The 15,653-nt window shown below is 72.6% G+C and carries 17 protein-coding genes and 1 pseudogene; 7 read left to right on the top strand and 11 right to left on the bottom strand.

The window, feature by feature from the left end; genetic code table 11:
* Positions 1-813: 813 nt before the first annotated feature.
* Positions 814-1,578, bottom strand: a complete 765-nt coding sequence (locus tag IFY26_RS10200; protein WP_232548903.1) for a DUF1345 domain-containing protein — start codon at positions 1,576-1,578, stop codon at positions 814-816.
* Positions 1,579-1,612: 34 nt separating this feature from the next.
* Positions 1,613-2,578 (bottom strand): diacylglycerol/lipid kinase family protein, encoded by a 966-nt coding sequence (locus IFY26_RS18215; protein ID WP_232548902.1) that lies wholly within the window; start codon positions 2,576-2,578, stop codon positions 1,613-1,615.
* Positions 2,579-2,637: 59 nt separating this feature from the next.
* Between IFY26_RS18215 and IFY26_RS10190 the strand changes: the two genes are divergently transcribed.
* On the top strand, positions 2,638-2,934 hold the full coding sequence (locus IFY26_RS10190; RefSeq protein WP_232548901.1) for a chorismate mutase: 297 nt from the start codon (positions 2,638-2,640) through the stop codon (positions 2,932-2,934).
* Between the two features lie 3 nt (positions 2,935-2,937).
* Here the strand turns inward: IFY26_RS10190 and IFY26_RS10185 are convergent, their stop codons facing one another.
* Genes IFY26_RS10185 through cysK form a run of 3 tightly spaced genes read right to left on the bottom strand, consistent with a single transcriptional unit; the run spans position 2,938 to position 5,779 of the window.
* Positions 2,938-3,666, bottom strand: a complete 729-nt coding sequence (locus IFY26_RS10185) for a glutamine amidotransferase (protein ID WP_232548900.1) — start codon at positions 3,664-3,666, stop codon at positions 2,938-2,940.
* Entirely contained in the window at positions 3,663-4,796 is a 1,134-nt protein-coding gene (locus tag IFY26_RS10180; protein WP_232548899.1) for a carboxylate-amine ligase, read from the bottom strand. Before IFY26_RS10180 ends, IFY26_RS10185 begins: the two co-directional genes overlap by 4 nt.
* Positions 4,797-4,849: 53 nt before the next feature.
* Positions 4,850-5,779 (bottom strand): cysteine synthase A, encoded by a 930-nt coding sequence (gene cysK / locus IFY26_RS10175; protein ID WP_232548898.1) that lies wholly within the window; start codon positions 5,777-5,779, stop codon positions 4,850-4,852.
* Between the two features lie 932 nt (positions 5,780-6,711).
* Here cysK and IFY26_RS18385 point away from each other — a divergent pair.
* Positions 6,712-6,819, top strand: a pseudogene (locus IFY26_RS18385) (type IV toxin-antitoxin system AbiEi family antitoxin domain-containing protein); the annotation flags it as partial.
* 88 nt (positions 6,820-6,907) lie between these two features.
* Positions 6,908-7,621 carry a hypothetical protein gene (locus IFY26_RS10170; protein ID WP_232548897.1) on the top strand — a complete coding sequence of 238 codons (714 nt, stop codon included), beginning with the start codon at positions 6,908-6,910 and terminating at the stop codon, positions 7,619-7,621.
* Between the two features lie 149 nt (positions 7,622-7,770).
* Here the strand turns inward: IFY26_RS10170 and IFY26_RS10165 are convergent, their stop codons facing one another.
* A complete protein-coding gene (locus IFY26_RS10165) occupies positions 7,771-8,190 on the bottom strand; it encodes a hypothetical protein (protein WP_232548896.1) in 420 nt (139 codons plus the stop codon).
* Entirely contained in the window at positions 8,187-8,777 is a 591-nt protein-coding gene (locus IFY26_RS10160; protein WP_232548895.1) for a hypothetical protein, read from the bottom strand. The genes IFY26_RS10165 and IFY26_RS10160 overlap by 4 nt, the downstream gene beginning before the upstream one ends.
* Positions 8,778-8,914: 137 nt before the next feature.
* Between IFY26_RS10160 and guaA the strand changes: the two genes are divergently transcribed.
* Positions 8,915-10,474 carry a glutamine-hydrolyzing GMP synthase gene (guaA, locus tag IFY26_RS10155; protein WP_232548894.1) on the top strand — a complete coding sequence of 520 codons (1,560 nt, stop codon included), beginning with the start codon at positions 8,915-8,917 and terminating at the stop codon, positions 10,472-10,474.
* Positions 10,471-11,376 carry an oxygenase MpaB family protein gene (locus IFY26_RS10150; protein ID WP_232548893.1) on the top strand — a complete coding sequence of 302 codons (906 nt, stop codon included), beginning with the start codon at positions 10,471-10,473 and terminating at the stop codon, positions 11,374-11,376. Before guaA ends, IFY26_RS10150 begins: the two co-directional genes overlap by 4 nt.
* A gap of 67 nt (positions 11,377-11,443) precedes the next feature.
* On the opposite strand, the gene IFY26_RS10145 is transcribed toward IFY26_RS10150, so the two are convergent.
* From IFY26_RS10145 to IFY26_RS10135, 3 genes are read right to left on the bottom strand one after another with little or no spacing between them, the layout of a single operon-like run.
* Complete coding sequence (locus tag IFY26_RS10145; RefSeq protein WP_232548892.1) at positions 11,444-11,695, bottom strand: PspC domain-containing protein; 252 nt, start codon at positions 11,693-11,695, stop codon at positions 11,444-11,446.
* Positions 11,696-11,750: 55 nt separating this feature from the next.
* Positions 11,751-11,924, bottom strand: a complete 174-nt coding sequence (locus tag IFY26_RS10140) for a hypothetical protein (RefSeq protein WP_232548891.1) — start codon at positions 11,922-11,924, stop codon at positions 11,751-11,753.
* Positions 11,921-13,081, bottom strand: a complete 1,161-nt coding sequence (locus tag IFY26_RS10135) for a PspC domain-containing protein (protein ID WP_232548890.1) — start codon at positions 13,079-13,081, stop codon at positions 11,921-11,923. Before IFY26_RS10135 ends, IFY26_RS10140 begins: the two co-directional genes overlap by 4 nt.
* A 106-nt stretch (positions 13,082-13,187) precedes the next feature.
* Here IFY26_RS10135 and IFY26_RS10130 point away from each other — a divergent pair, with 106 nt between their 5' ends.
* Positions 13,188-14,447 carry an ATP-binding protein gene (locus tag IFY26_RS10130; RefSeq protein ID WP_232548889.1) on the top strand — a complete coding sequence of 420 codons (1,260 nt, stop codon included), beginning with the start codon at positions 13,188-13,190 and terminating at the stop codon, positions 14,445-14,447.
* Complete coding sequence (locus IFY26_RS10125; protein WP_232548888.1) at positions 14,444-15,124, top strand: LuxR C-terminal-related transcriptional regulator; 681 nt, start codon at positions 14,444-14,446, stop codon at positions 15,122-15,124. Before IFY26_RS10130 ends, IFY26_RS10125 begins: the two co-directional genes overlap by 4 nt.
* 124 nt (positions 15,125-15,248) lie before the next feature.
* On the opposite strand, the gene IFY26_RS10120 is transcribed toward IFY26_RS10125, so the two are convergent.
* A complete protein-coding gene (locus tag IFY26_RS10120) occupies positions 15,249-15,515 on the bottom strand; it encodes a GlsB/YeaQ/YmgE family stress response membrane protein (protein WP_232548887.1) in 267 nt (88 codons plus the stop codon).
* Positions 15,516-15,653: the final 138 nt, after the last annotated feature.

Raw genomic sequence — 15,653 nt, 5'->3', positions numbered from 1 at the left:
GCTACGCCCCGACAGCGGCAATTCAGTGCGTCCGCACGGTCGCTACTCCAGCCATCGGCCGGTGGCGCGCTCCACCCAGGCCCCGGGGCCTTCCTCGTCGCAGCTCGTTCCGCGGCGTGACGCGTGACCCACGCATCCGTCGGCAGCTCACAACCACGTAGGACCTTGTCGACCTCTACGTTGAGGATGATCGACCCGTCGGGATACAGCGCGTCGTAAGTGAAGGACGGTGACCGCAGGGGCCAATGGCCGGGCCGCCGAATAAGCACACCGCCTTGTTCGTACGTGCCTTCTCCACGCCGTCACCCTAACTGGGCTTGGCGAATCCGCCGTGCAGCAGCGGCACCCCCGCGGAAGAAGAGCGCATCCGCCTGCCTGACTCACTGACGTGCCGATCCGAGAGGCTCCACGCACGTTGATCGCGGCAGATCCGGGGCGCCTGCAGGGAAGACCTGTACCCCTGGTGGGTGGCTGCGTGACCGAGTCGTTCGTGGTGGCAGTGGGAGTCGACGTGCTGCTTGTCGCAGGTCAGCTGAGCCAGCGTCGCCCTGTGCGTCCTTTCCGTCGTGGTGCGCCCAAGCGACAACGGCGGTGCCCAAACCAGTGCCTCGGGTCGAGGATGCCCCCCGGCCCTGCGTCCCATGGGGAAGGGGCGTGGACCCACAGGCGACGGCCCCGTTCGACTTCGTAACGAACCCCCGTTGCCATGTGGCAGAAAGCCCAGGGCGTTGGTGATCGTGCGCAGCGGCGGCCCGAACAAGTGAGTCGGCCCACCCTGGAACCTGGTTCCAGGAGCCGGCCTGCCCCGCGGGGTCAGGACCCGACGGTGCTGATGGCGCCGACGGCGACGGCCAGCACCACGGTGTTGAAGACAAACGCCAGGACGCCGTGCAGCGATACCTTGCGCCGCATCCGGCGGCTGGCGACCTCCACGTCGGTGGTGCCGAACGTGGTCGACACCGCCACGGCGAAGTAGAGGTAGTCCACCGGGCGGCGCGCGGCGGCCCGTGCGCCTAGCGGGGGGCCGGGCGCGTCGTCCCAGGGCTGCGCCCCGGCGTCCGCCTCCGGATCGTCGGGGAAGCGCAGCTGCGTCCAGCCGTGCCGGCCGTCGGTGCGCAGGTAATCCAGGCCGAAGGACAGCAGCATCGTCAGCCAGCTCGCGATGAGGAGCATCACCGTGAGGAGCAGGTCGACCACCCCCAGGGAGCGGTCCACGACGAGCAGCACCGCGAACACCAGCGACAGGTACGAGACCATGACAGCCAGCCCTGAGCCGGGCTCCAGGAGCAGCACGTACCGGCGTACCCAGGTCGGCTCCCGCGAGGCCTCGGCCCAGCGCACCAGGCGGGGCCACGGCTGCAGGTACAGCGCCGCGGTGAGCGCCACATAGCCGGCGAGGCACAGGGCCAGCCACCCGAGACCCCAGCGCGACACGACCTGGTGGGGCTCGGCCGCCACCGGGTTGGGGCCGAACACCGACGTCACCACCGCCACGGCCACGGGGGCGGCCAGCGTGGAGCGGCGGAGCTCCGTGCTGAGCACCCACCACCAGGGATCGAACCGACGCCGCGCAGCCATCACGCCGGTGAGTGTGCCAGACCCGGGTGACAACTCAGCGACCACGGCGTACGAGCAACGCGCCGGCCTGGACGCGCACCCGCAGGTCGGCGACCGTCCCGACGACGTCGCCGTCCAGGTGCAGGGGCGTGGGGTGGTCGGGGACGGCCCACACCGTCCGGGCCTGGTCGTACCGCAGCGCCGTCACCTCCCGCGCGTGGTGCAGGATGCCCTTGGCGGCCACCTCACCCCACTGCAGCGGTGAGCGGATCGGTACCTCCAGCGTGTCCAGCACCCCGTCGAAGGGGGACGCCGTGCCCACCACCCGCACCCCGGCCGGGATGGCACCGCAGTTGGCGACGATGAGCGTCCACGTCCGGATGCGTCGCGCCGGCGTCATGTCGAGCGACACGCGCATGTCAAGGGGGTGGGCCCGCAGCCGCCTGAGGCCGGCGGCGACGTAGGCCAGCCAACCCAGGCGATCCTTGTGCTCGGGACGGGTGTCGTGCACCGTCGCTGCGTCGTGACCCACGCCCGCCATCACCAGGAACGCCCGCTCGCGCGTCGGCGTCCCGACCACCCCGTCCGCCGACACCGGACGCCAGCTCGCCCAGCCCACGTCGACCGGTGTCGCTCCCGGCCGCAGCGCCCGCCGAATTGCCGCGCGCAGGTGCCGGGTGCGCAGCCCGAGGTTGTGGGCGAAGAGGTTGGCCGTTCCGAGCGGCAGGATGCCGAGTTCGACCCCCGAGCCGGCCAGCGCCTCGGCGACCTCCCGGACCGTGCCGTCCCCGCCGCCGACCACGACCTGGCGGGCGCCGCGCGCGAGGGCGGCGCGCGCCTGGGGGCCGCCGGCGTCCTCGCGGGTGGTCGTGACGATGTGCGGATCGCCGAGGCCGGCCGCCGCGCACATCGGGCCGATCTCGCGGCGGGCGCGCGCGTACTGGCCGGCCTTGGGGTTGAGGATCACCCAGACCGGGGACGTGGGCTCCGGGCCGGAGAAGGGTTCGTCGTGCGCGGGCACCCGTCCATTGTGACCCCAGGCGGCCCGATCCGCGGACGCCGCGGCGTTAGGGTGAGCCCATGAGCGATGTCCCCGCCGACCTGGCCGCCCTGCGCGCGAGCATCGACAACCTCGACCGGGCACTCGTGTGCCTGCTCGCCGAGCGTTTCCGCATCACCCAGGCCGTGGGCCACCTCAAGGCCGACCGGGGGATGCCGGCGTCCGACCCGGAGCGGGAGCGGCGCCAGATCGAGCGGCTGCGGGGGCTGGCCGACGAGGCGGGCCTCGACCCGGAGTTCGCCGAGAAGTTCCTCACCTTCATCGTGCGCGAAGTCGTGCGCCACCACGAGCTGATCGCCCGCGACGCTGAGGAGTGAGGTTCAGCCCGCGAACGCGCTGACGAAGTTGCGCAGGATGAGCGACGGCACCTCGCGCACCCCGGACGCCCGGGTCTCCTCAATGAGCTGGGGCAGCTCGTCGGGGTGGAAGTAGCCGGCGTGCGCGTAGATCCGCAGCCGTTCCACCAGGCGTTCCACGTCGAGCTCGGGGTGGAACTGGGTGGCGTAGGCGCGGCGTCCGACGCGAAAGGCCTGGACGGGGCAGGCGTCGCCGGTCGCGAGCAGCACCGCGTCGGGCGGGAGCGCCGCGCACGCCTCCTTGTGGCCCACGAAGGCGTCGAAGGTGGCCGGCAGCCCGGCAAACACCGGGTCGGACGCCGCCGCGTCGGTCAGCGACACCGCGACCGCACCGGGCCGCTCCCCGTAGGACTTGTCGACCACGCCGCCGAGCCGCTGGGTGATGAGGCCGACGCCGTAGCACAGGCCGAGGAACGGGACGTCATGGTCGAGCGCGGCGTCCAGGACGCGGCCGAGGTCGTCCTCCACGCGCTGCTGAACCACCGACTTGGTGGCGTCGGAGGCGTTGTACTGCCCGCCGCCCACGATGATGCCGGCGTAGTCGGCCACGTCGACGTCGGGCAACGGGGCGTGCTCGGCGCGCAGCGAGACGAGGGCGTCCGGCTCCAGCCCGGTGAACGTGCACAAGGCGTCGTACTCGGCCGCCGCGGCCTCGTCGTGGTCGCGGATGGACAGGTGCAGGAACGGCTTCACAGATCCTCCTCGAGCGAGGCGCTCGTCTCGGCCATCAGGGCCTTCGTGATGGTGGCGGGGTCCGCGCCGTCGGTGGCGAGCGCGCGTTGTCGCTCCGCGGACGTGCCGTGGGTCAGCAGGCGGGTGGTGACGGCGAGGGCGTCCGAACAGCCGAGGTCGGACGCGATCGGTGTGAGCTCGGCGAGCCAGCGGTCGATCTCGTCGCGCAGGGGCACGGGGGTGCCCGCGGCGTCGATGAGCTGGGCGTCGAGGCCGTGGCGGGCGGCGCGCCACTTGTTCTCCCGGACGAACCACGCCGGTCGGCGGGGCGGGGCGTCATCGGCATCGTGGTGGCGCCAGAACCACTCCGTGAGGCACTGGCTCCAGGCGGCGACGGCACCCAGCTCGGCCAGGGTGGGGGAGCAGTCGGCGACCCGGTGCTCGACGGTGCCGAACTTGGGGGCAGGCCGGACGTCCCAGCGGATCTCGGTGGCCTTGGTGGCCATGCCCGCGCGCTGCAGGTCGGCCACGTAGGCCTCGAAGGCGGGCCAGTCCCGCACCTGGTCGGGCGGCAGGCCGTTGGTGGCGAGCTGTTGGAACAGCATGGTGCGCTGCGACGCGAACCCGGTGTCCTCGCCGGTGAAGAAGGGGCTGGACGCCGTCAGCGCCAGCAGCACCGGCGCCGTCTCGGCGAGGAAGTGGGTGAGGGGCAGGGCAAGGCCGACGTCGGGGACGCCGACGTGCACGTGGGTGCCGCAGATCAGCATCCGGCGGCCCCACCAGGCGTTGCGTTCGGCGACGGTGGCGTACTGCTCACCGGGGCTCACGGTGGCGTCGTCCGGACGGGCGCCCGGGTGGGTGCCGGCGGCGAGGACGGCCAGGCCCAGGGGCGCGGCGGCGTCAGTGACCCGGCCGAGCAGGGCGCGCATTTCGGCGAGGGCGTCGGGCACGGTGGCGTGCACGCCCGAGACGAGCTCGATCATCGTGGTGAGGTACTCACCGACGATGGGACCGTCCTCGGTCGCGCCCAGGGCGTCCAGCAACTCCGGGGCGCGCGGCGCGAGGGCACCGGTCGCAGCGTCCACGACGAAGAGTTCCCACTCCAGGCCCAGCGAGCCCCGGGTGGAGGAACCGAACGGGATCGGGGCCACGGCCACGCCCGGCGTGCGGGCGGCGTCCGTGGCCCCGGAGGTGCCGTTCAGGGTCAGTCCAGCAGGTCGGCGTAGAGCACCGAGCTGAGGTAGCGCTCACCGAAGCTCGGGATGATGACGACGATCGTCTTGCCCTCGTTCTCGGCGCGGGAGGCCACCTCACCGGCGGCCTTGAGGGCGGCGCCGGAGCTGATGCCCACCAGCAGACCCTCGTCGGTGGCGGCCTTGCGGGCCCACGAGACGGCGTCCTCGGAGGCGACCGGGATGATCTCGTCGATGACGTCGCGGTCGAGGATCGCGGGGACGAAGTTCGCACCGATGCCCTGGATCTTGTGGGGCGCGGGCGCATTGCCGGCGAGCACCTGCGACTCGGCGGGCTCCACGGCGACCATGCGCACGTCAGCCTTGCGCTCCTTGAGCACCTGGCCCACACCGGTGATGGTGCCGCCCGTGCCGACGCCACTCACCACGATGTCGACCGAGCCGTCGGTGTCGTTCCAGATCTCCTCCGCGGTCGTCTTGCGGTGGATCTCGACGTTCGCCTGGTTCTCGAACTGGCGGGCCAGGACGCCGCCCCGCTCCTCGGCGATCTCGTTGGCCTTGTTGACCGCGCCGCGCATGCCCTCCGGGCCCGGCGTGAGCACCAGCTCGGCGCCGAACGCGCGCAGCAGGGCGCGCCGCTCCTTCGACATGGTCTCCGGCATCGTCAGCACCACCTTGTAGCCGCGCGCGGCACCGACCATGGCGAGCGCGATGCCGGTGTTGCCCGATGTGCCCTCGACGATGGTGCCCCCGGGCTTGAGCTCACCGGACGCCTCCGCGGCGTCCACGATCGCGACGCCGATGCGGTCCTTCACCGAGTTGGCCGGGTTGTAGAACTCCAGCTTGGCCAGCACCGTCGCCTTGGCATCGGGGAACAGATTGTTGATCTTCACCAGCGGCGTGCGGCCGATGAGTTCAGTGACGTTCTCGAACACGTTCATGCCTCCTCAACCTACCGGGCGACGCCCCGTATTCCCGACCGCATCTCATTGGTCGGCGCCCGGATACCGGGGTGGTCTTGCGACGATTCCTCCATGGTTCCGGGGCGGACGCCCCCCACCCCAGGTCGGCGCCTCCCACCCGGTCGGGCCTCCCACCCCGGTCGGCGCTGGGGCGGGCTGGGCGTTCAGCATGGTTTCGTGCCCCGGCGCCGTCCCTTGCCCGAATTCCCACGACCCGTCGAGGTCACCTGGCGCTCTCCTGACGGGGCGCACCCTCGGGCCCACGTGGCGGGGGTTCCCACGTCGTGGCGCAGTGGAGCCCACGTGGCGGCCCTTGCACGGCCCTCCACGTGAGCGGAGCTGCGCCACGTGCAGATGAGGTGCGCCACGTGGGGCAAGCGGAGGCGTCCATGCTGCGTCAGGTCGTCTGAGCTGCGCCACGTGGCACTGCGTCAGGTGCGTCACGACCCGGCGGGGGCGCCAAGCGGCTCCAACGGTGAGTGGTTCGGTTCTGAGCCGGGACGCCGGCCCCCGCGAGAGTGCCCAGGCGAACACGGGGGCCGTCGAGCCACGGCGTTCTCCGCGGGGTCCGTGGGGTCCGTGGGGTCCGTGTGGATGGGCCACGCGGCGCACCTGGGGCTCACGTGGCGGGGTGCCCCACGTCGTGGCGCAGTGGAGCCCACGTGGCGGCCCTTGCACGGCCCTCCACGTGAGCGGCGCTGCGCCACGTGGAGATGAGGTGCGCCACGTGGGGTCCGCGCTGGGATGCGCGGTGCGCCAGGTGGCGGCCAAGTGCGCCACGTGGTGGCCACGTGCGCCAAGTGGGGCGAGGCGCCAGGTGTGGGGAGCGTGATCGCGGAGTTCTCCACAGATGTGGCCCGGATCGGGTTCCCGAGGGGCGCCGGACGCGCGAGGAGTGGTGAGCTGTCGCCATGGAGCTTGAGATCTTCACCGCGAAACAATTGGCCGGAGTCGGCGTCGGCCCCCGGGAGGTGGCGCGTGAGCTGGCAACCGGCAAGCTGATCCGGCTGCGACGCGGCGTCTACCGGCCCGGCGGGCAGCTCGACCCCACCGACGCCCATCGGCTCCAGATTGCCGCGGCGAGGCTGGTGTTGCCGCGGGGGGGTCGTGAGTCACGGCAGCGCGGCGGTGCTCCATGGTCTGCCGGTGCCCGGCTCGGCGATCCAGAGGGTGTCGTTCACCCAGTCGGTCCGCGGACGGGGGCACGTCTCGGGATCGGTCCATGTCCGGGGTTGCCCGTTGGAGGCCGACGAGATCACCGAGATCGACGGGGTGCCGTTGACTTCGCTCGCCCGCACGGTCTCCGACCTCGCCAGAGAGTTGCCTTTCGAGTGGGCAGTCGGGGTGGCGGACGCCGCCCTGCGCCTGGGCGCCACGCGTCCCGAGCTGCTGGACGAGGTGGAGCGGGCGCGCCGGCGTCCGGGCAATCGGCGGGCGCGCGCAGTGGTGACCTTTGCCGACGGCCGCGCCGAGTCCGTCGGTGAGTCACGGAGCCTGGTGATCTTCGCGCGCAGCCTCATCGCTGAGCCGACGCTGCAGCATGAGGTGTGGTGCGATGGCGTGCTGATCGGGCGCAGCGACTTCGGGTGGATCGACCAGCGGGTGCTCGGGGAGTTCGACGGGAGGGTGAAGTATGGCCGCTCCCGGTTGCGCGACGAGACGGCCGAGGACGCTGTCGTCCGCGAGAAGATTCGCGAGGACGCGCTGGGCCGGGAGAACTGGCTGGTCGTGCGGTGGATCTGGCCCGACCTCGACCATCCCGACATGCTGGTGCGTCGCATCCGGGCGGCGCTCGCGTCCGGGCGAGACATGGCTGCCTGACCTCCAGCCGGAGGCAGGAGAGTGGCCGCACCCCCGTGGGGGAAGCCGGTTCGCCGCCCACCCGGGGCACCAACGCAGTGCGGATCACGACCACGTGTATTCGAGGTGCGTCACGTCCATCCGACCGGCGCCGGGTCAGGGCCGGCCCGTCAGGGCAGCAGCGCCAACGCGCCCAGCCCGACCGCGACGGCCACGCCGAAGGATGCCAGGGTGCCCACGATGAACCGTTCGGACGCCCCGCCCGCCTGTTGCAACTCGGGGTACCGGCCGAGCCCCTTGATCGCGACGACGATCGCGATCAGTTCGGGGTGCTGGGCCATGATGGCGCCGGTGATGGCGATGCGCTCCAGGATGCCCACCCACAAACCCCCACGCAGCAACGGTCGCGGCTCGGCGGAGCGCGGGGCCAACAGGGGCACGAGGCGTCCGGTGCTGTCGCGCTCCATGGTCGGAAGGATCACCTCGGGCACCCGCGCCAGCCGCAACACCCCCACGGAGACGGCCCAGCCGACCAGCACGGACGCCATGAGCGCGCCCACGATGATCCCCGCCACCAGCCACGGATTCATGACGCGTCAGCCTCCTCCAGCAGTCGGACGAGCACAGGGTAGCCCGCCCGCTCCACGCCGATGGCGGACGCGGTGAGCGTCTGCGACACGTTCTGCGGGGTGACGCCGAGCGTCTCGGCCGCCGCGCGCTGGGTGGCGGACGCGTCGACGGCGTCCACGACCGCCCACTGCGTCGACGTGCGTCGGAGCACCATCGTGCCGATGAGCCCGATCAGCGCCTCCACCTCGGCGGCGAGGTCGGGGGCGGACGACGAGGCCACGGACACGCGGACGGGACCAGCGCCCTTGGCGCGCTCGACCGCGTCGCGGGCGTCCAGCAACGCCGGGCCACGCGCAGCGCGCACCGAGGCCGGCAGCGGATGCTCCACCGCGCCGATGCCCAGGCCGGCCGACCAGCGTCCGTCGCGCAGGACGAGGAGCAGGGCGTCGAGGGCGGCCCGGCCGTCGGCGGGCAACCCCTGCACCTCGTCGCCCACGGTGCGCTCGAACGGCAACACCGTGCGGACGCCGCCGAGCAGCCCGAGCAACTCCGGCACCAGGTCGTCACCGCGGCGCGAGCGGCGCTGGTCGATGGTCAAGGCGAACATCCATCAATCCTGACCACTTTAGACAGCGAAGTCAATCTTCAACGCTTGCCGATGAGCACTGGCGGCCGTGCCGGGCGTCGGTCCCCGGCGGACGCCCTCCCTACGGTCCTTCCCCGGGGCGACGGTAGGGTTTCCCCATGACCTCGGTTGAGTCCCACCGCCCCGTCATCGTCATCGACTTCGGGGCGCAGTACGCCCAACTCATCGCGCGCCGCGTCCGTGAGGCGAAGGTGTTCTCCGAGATCATGCCGCACACCGCATCGGTGGAGGCGATCATGGCGAAGGATCCGCTCGCGATCATCCTCTCCGGCGGGCCCCAGTCGGTGTACACCCCCGGCGCTCCCCAGGTCGACCCGGCCCTGTTCACCCAGGGCGTCCCCGCGCTCGGCATCTGCTACGGCTTCCAGGCCATGGCCGCGGCGCTGGGCGGCGAGGTCGCCCGCACCGGGTTGTCGGAATTCGGCCGGACGCCGACGCGGCTGGACGCCCGCGGCGTCCTGTTGCAGAACCTCCCGGACACCTTCTCGACCTGGATGAGTCACGGCGACTCCGTCCAGCGCGCGCCCGAGGGGTTCGCCGCCTTGGCCCACACCGCGGGTGCCCCCGTCGCCGCCTTCGAGGACGCCGCCCGCCGGCTCGCGGGCGTCCAGTGGCACCCCGAGGTCATGCACACCGAACACGGCCAGCAGGTGCTCGCCCAGTTCCTCAGCCAGGTCGCCGGCATCGAGCCGACGTGGACGCCGGCCAACATCGTCGACGAGCAGGTGGCGCTCATCCGCGAGCAGGTGGGGGACGCCCAGGTGCTCTGCGCCCTCTCCGGCGGTGTCGACTCCGCGGTCGCCGCGGCGCTCGTCCACAAGGCCGTGGGTGACCAGCTCACCTGCGCGTTCGTCGACCACGGGTTGCTCCGCAAGGGCGAGCGCGAGCAGGTGCGGGAGGACTTCGTCCGCATCACCGGCATCAACCTCGTCGTCGCCGAGGCGGAGGAGCAGTTCCTCTCCGCCCTCGCCGGCGTCTCCGAGCCCGAGACCAAGCGCAAGATCATCGGCCGGGAGTTCATCCGCGTCTTCGAGCACACCGTGCGCCAGATCGACGCGGCCACCGACATCGAGTTCCTCGTCCAGGGCACCCTCTACCCCGACGTGGTCGAGTCCGGCGGCGGGGAGGGCGCGGCCAACATCAAGAGCCACCACAACGTGGGCGGGCTGCCGGACGACCTCCAGTTCACCCTCATCGAGCCGTTGCGCACCCTGTTCAAGGACGAGGTGCGCGCCGTCGGTGCCGAGCTCGGCCTGCCCGACGAGATGGTGTGGCGCCAGCCCTTCCCGGGCCCCGGCCTGGGCATCCGGATCATCGGCGAGGTGACGCGCGAGCGCCTCGACATCCTCCGCGAGGCGGACGCCATCGCCCGCGAGGAGCTCACCCGCGCCGGCCTCGACCGCGAGGTCTGGCAGTTCCCCGTCGTGCTGCTGGCCGACGTCCGCAGCGTCGGCGTCCAGGGGGACGGCCGCACCTACGGCCACCCCGTCGTCCTGCGCCCCGTCACGAGCGAGGACGCCATGACGGCCGACTGGGCGCGGCTGCCCTACGAGCTGATGGAGAAGATCTCCACCCGCATCACCAACGAGGTCCGCGAGATCAACCGCGTCGTGGTCGACGTGACCTCCAAGCCGCCGGGCACCATCGAATGGGAGTGAGCCAGCGCGTGGGGGCGGTCGGTCGAACGGCCGCCAGAGCGCTGCGCCCCGCCCAGCGTCTCCTCGGTGAGACGCTGCGTGCCCGCGTCGCCGGCTCCGACGCCGCCGACCGCGGCCACCAGATCTGGGGCCAGCCGGGGGAGCGGTGGTTCAGCCCCACCGACCCGATCTGGCGCGTGCACGAGGACGCCTCGATGTTCCCCGGCGGCGTCGCCGCCCTGCTCCTGCAGTCGCTGCACCCGCTGGCCATGGCGGGCGTCGCCGGCCACTCGGGCTACAAGGGCGATCCGTGGGGACGCCTGCAGCGCACGAGCCACTACATCGCCATCACCACCTACGGCACGATTCCGCACGCGACCCAGACCATCGACCACGTCGCCGCCGTCCACGAGCGCGTCCGCGGCAAGGACGACCGCGGCCGTCCATACCGCGCCAGCGACCCGCACCTGCTCGCCTGGATCCACGCCGCCGAGATCGCCAGCTTCCTCGCCGCCCACCGGGTCTACGGCGCGCACCCGCTCAGCGCCGCCGACGCCGACACCTACGTGGCCCAGACCGCGGTGCCCGCGGCGCGGCTGGGCGTGCTCGACCCACCCACCTCGGTGGCGGCGTTGGACGCCGTCCTCGCGGCCTACCGGCCCGAGCTGGAGCTGACCCCCGCGGCCGCCGAGACCATCGACTTCCTCCTGCGGACGCCCCCGCTGCCCGGCGCGGCCCGCCCGGGTTACTGGATGCTCGCGGCGGGCGGCATCGCCGTCCTGCCGCCGTGGGCCCGCGCGCTGGTCGGCACCCGCCTTCCCGTCCCCGTCGGTCGCGCCCTGGGCCGGGCCGGCACGGCCACCGTCCGCTGGGGCCTGGCAGGCATCGACTCCGGACGCCGTTCCGCACCCCCACCCGACTGAGACCCCCGGGCCCTGGACGCACGGCGGCCCGGACGCCACGGGGGGCGTCCGGGCCGTCGGTGTGAGGTCAGGAGCGCGAGGGACCCGAGCCGAACTGACGCTTGAGCTGGTTGAAGCCGGTCTCGTCGCCGTCCTCGTAGGGCAGGAACAGCCACAGGGCGACGTACGCCATCCAGCCGAGGGGCTGGATGAAGATGGCGGCGAGCAGGAACAGGATCCGGACGATCGTCGCGTCGATGCCGAGCGTGCGGGACAGCCCGCCGCAGACACCGGCGATCACCTTGTCGGAGCGGCTCCGGACGAGTGAGGTGGAGGCCATGGTTGGTTTCCTTTCGTTGGTGGTCGAGGGGACGTCGGACGCAGCGTCCGACGGATCAGGGTGGGGTGCGGGAGGCGAACAGTCCGAGCAGGCCGAAGATCACGAGGGCGACCGGCGCACCGACCCACACCCAGGGCCAGTGCACGGTGCCGAAGGCGTCCCACAGGCCGAGCCCGGCGACCAGCAGGCCGACGAGCCCGAGCACGAGCGCTGTCACGTCCGTCTTCACGGCTGCACCTCGACCCGGCCGACGTCGAGCGCGGCGCGCACGGTGAGCACCGGAGCGCTGGGGTCGTCGATGCGTTCCCACGTGAGGGTCTGCTCGACGCCGTGGGCGGACGCGTCGGGCGCGACCAGGGAGCCGACGTCCACGCTGGCCTCCACCCGCACGTTGCCGGAGGCGGGGAGCAGCACGGTGAGGCGTCCCATGTCCTGTCGGTAGGTGACCGTCTCCGTCTGCACCACCACGGCGTCGCGCAGGTTGATCGTCTGGTCACCGGAGGGCAGCTCGGTTTCGGACGGCACCGCGACGGGGCCCACGGCGCGGTGCATCTCGGGTGCGACCAGGGCCGACGGTGCCGGGATCAGCAGCATCGTCACGGTCGCTGCCGCGGCCACCACGGTGGCGGGCACGAGCCCGCCAGGTCGGCCGTGGACGGCACGGCCGGGGCTCGCGACGACGATGAGCGCCAGGGAGAGCACCGCGAGGGTGGATGCCACCCAGGCCAGCCCGGGCACGTCGGTGCCCCGGGCCACGAGCACGCCGAGCGCGCTCCAGGCGCCCCCGAGCGCCACGACGACGCCGCACCAGGTGCGCCAGCCGCGCCGGCGGCGTGTGCCGGCCGGTGCGCGGGTGCCGTCCGGCGCGAGCGCGGTGGCGGCGCTCAGCGGCGGCTCCCAACCGGCCGGACGACCGGCGTCCACGTTGTCGAGGCGGCTCTGCCAGGCCAGTGCGAGGCGCTCGAACTCCGTGCGGGGTGTGGCCGGGTGGCTGGGGGCGGGCGCGGGGGCCGACTGTCGGCCGCGTCCGAGCCGCAGCACGAGCCAGACGATGCCCATGATCGCCAGCGCCCCGGGGCCCGCGCCGGTGACCACCAGACCACCCAGGGTGGCCGTCACCACGGCGAGCACCAGCGTGCCCCGCGACCAGCCGCGGGTGAAGGGCAGGAGGTGACGGATGGGTTCGCCCGCGCCACCCGTGCGCGGGATCAGCGCCCAGCCGACGAGGTAGGCACCGATGGCGACGCCGTTGGTGATCAGGGCCGCGGCGACGAAGCCGAGGCGCACGAGGAGGGGGTCGATCCGCCACTCCCGGGCCAGCGCGACGCAGACGCCCGCGATCTGCGCGGCGTGGGGGTCGCGGCGCAGCGCAGGAACGTCATTCACCGTTCCAGTCTGTCCGATCCCCCCGGCCGGCTGATCAGGGAATCCCCGAGGGCACCCCGGGGTTGGTGTCAGCCCGTGGGCTCCCCCCGCCCCTAGGCTGTGAGCCGTGACCCGGCCCGAATTCGTGGCGCCCGGAGAGCCCCGACGGCTCGACCGGCCGCTGGACCGTGCCTGGCTGGGCGGCGTCGCCGCCGGTCTCGCCGACCAGACCGGGTTGCCCGTCCTCGCCGTCCGGATCCTGTTCGTCGTCGTGGGTGCGTGGCGGCTCGTCGGCGTCGGCGTCTACCTCGGGCTGTGGCTGGCGCTGCCGCCGGCCGAGCCGGATGCGAACGCCCCCGGTGTGGACGCGGCCACCCGCCAGAACCTGCGCACGGTGGCTGCGCGCCGCCCCCGCACCACGGACGTGGGCCAGGCCGTGGCGCTCGGCGTGATCGGGGTCGGGCTCGTGTGGCTGATCCAGTGGCTGGGGTGGGGCTTGGCGTGGGACTGGTGGGCGGCCGCGGTGGCCGCCGCCGTCGGGCTCACGCTGGTGTGGTGGCAGGCCGACCATGCCGGGCCGGGGCGCAGCGACGCGTCGCCGGACTGGCGGGGCCTGCTCGGCCCGCTGGTGGCCCACTGGACGACGGTGGTCTGCCTCGGGGTGGGGTTGGGGCTGCTGGGCGTCGCGGTGCTGCTCACCTGGTGGGCGGTGCCGGACCTGGGGGCGTTCTGGGGGACGGCGCTGGCCGTCGGAGCGGCGGTGGTGGCGGTGGTGGCCGCGGCCGCGCCCTGGGCGGTGCGGACGCGGCGCGCCTTCGTCCGCGCCCGCGAGGCCAAGCTGCTCAGCGACGCCCGTGCCGACATGGCGGCCCACCTGCACGACTCCGTGCTGCAGACCCTTGCCCTCATCCAACGGCAGGCACATCACCCGCGCGAGGTCGTCCGGCTGGCCCGCCGGCAGGAGCGGCAGCTGCGCCAGTGGCTCTACGGTGCGTCGTCGTCGGCCCAGACGCTGCGCGACGCCCTGCACGAGGCCGCCCAGGCGATCGAGGACGACTTCGACGTGACGGTCGAGTGCGTCACGGTGGGGGACGTCGCCTTGACGGCCCGGCTCGAGCAACTCGTGCGGGCCGCCCGGGAGGCCATCGTGAACGCGGCAAAGCACTCGGGTGCCCCGGTGGTGGACGTCTACGCTGAGGTCGACGAGGATTCCGTCGAGGTGTTCGTCCGCGACCGCGGGCGTGGTTTCGATGTGGACCTCGTGGCGGAGGATCGCATGGGCGTCCGGGGCAGCATCCTCGAACGCATGGCGCGCCACCACGGCGTGGCGCGCATCCGGTCCGATGCCGAACGTGGCACCGAGGTGAGTCTGGAGATGAGGTTATGAGCAGCAACGGTCCCGAGCTCGAGGAACCGAAGGTGGCGGGGCAGCGCCGCGTCGTCCTGGTGGACGACCACGCGATGTTCCGCAGCGGCGTGAAGCACGACATCGGGCCCTACGTCACGATCGTGGGCGAGGGTGAGGACGTGCCCAGCGCGGTCGAGACGATCACGCGGACGCTGCCGGAGGTGGTGCTGCTGGACGTGCACCTGCCCGGTGGCGGGGGCGTCGAGGTGATCAAGCAGGTGCTGGCCGTGACGCCGGACGTCACGTTCCTGGCCGTGAGCGTCTCCGACGCGGCCGAGGACGTCATCGGCGTCATCCGCGCCGGCGCCCGGGGGTACGTGACGAAGTCGATCTCGGCGCCCGAGCTGGTGGAGGCGATCGGCCGGGTGGCTGACGGGGACGCGGTGTTCAGCCCGCGGCTGGCCGGTTTCGTGCTGGACGCCTTCAGCGGGGCCATCGACGTGGCGTCCATCGACGAGGATCTCGACCGGCTGAGCCAGCGCGAGCGCGAGGTGCTGCGGCTGATCGCGCGCGGCTACGCGTACAAGGAGGTGGCGAAGGAGCTGTTCATCTCCATCAAGACGGTGGAGACCCACGTGAGCAGCGTGTTGCGCAAGCTGCAGCTCTCCAACCGCCACCAGCTGACCCGCTGGGCGACCGACCGGCGGCTCGTCTAGCCGCCCCGGGACGCGTCCCGGCAGATGGGGCGCGCCCGCGGGGAAGCGGTCCGGGCCAGGACGTGAAGAACCGGCGCGCCCCCGAGGGGACGCGCCGGTTGTGTGTGGTTGCGGTGTGTGGTGGTCAGGCGCGCGCGCGGTTCCGGGTCACGAAGCCCCAGATGGCCAGCACGAGCAGCGCACCGAGAATGGCGACGAGCCACGTCTGGAGGCTCCAGAAGTTCTCGAGGCCGATGTTGAAGATGGCGCTGCCGATCCAGCCGCCCACCACGGCGCCGACGACACCCAGGAGCAGCGTGGCGAGCCAGCCGCCACCCTGGTTGCCGGGCATGATTGCCTTAGCGATGGCCCCAGCGAGGAGGCCCAGAACGATCCATCCGATAAAACCCATGGCTGAAACGCTAGTGCGGTTTCGGGCATCGCCGCTACTCAGATTGGGCCGTTCAGGGTTCAATCAGGACAGACCCCCAGGAGGAGGGTCGGGGGTGCCCGGGGTGGACCTGGGATCGGACCCAGGTCACAGGCCGGC

The sequence above is a fragment of the Propioniciclava soli genome (assembly GCF_014858005.1).
Lineage (GTDB): Bacteria > Actinomycetota > Actinomycetes > Propionibacteriales > Propionibacteriaceae > Propioniciclava > Propioniciclava soli.
Note: the sequence above shows the minus strand (reverse complement) of the source record. Positions and strands in the feature narration are given on the sequence as shown.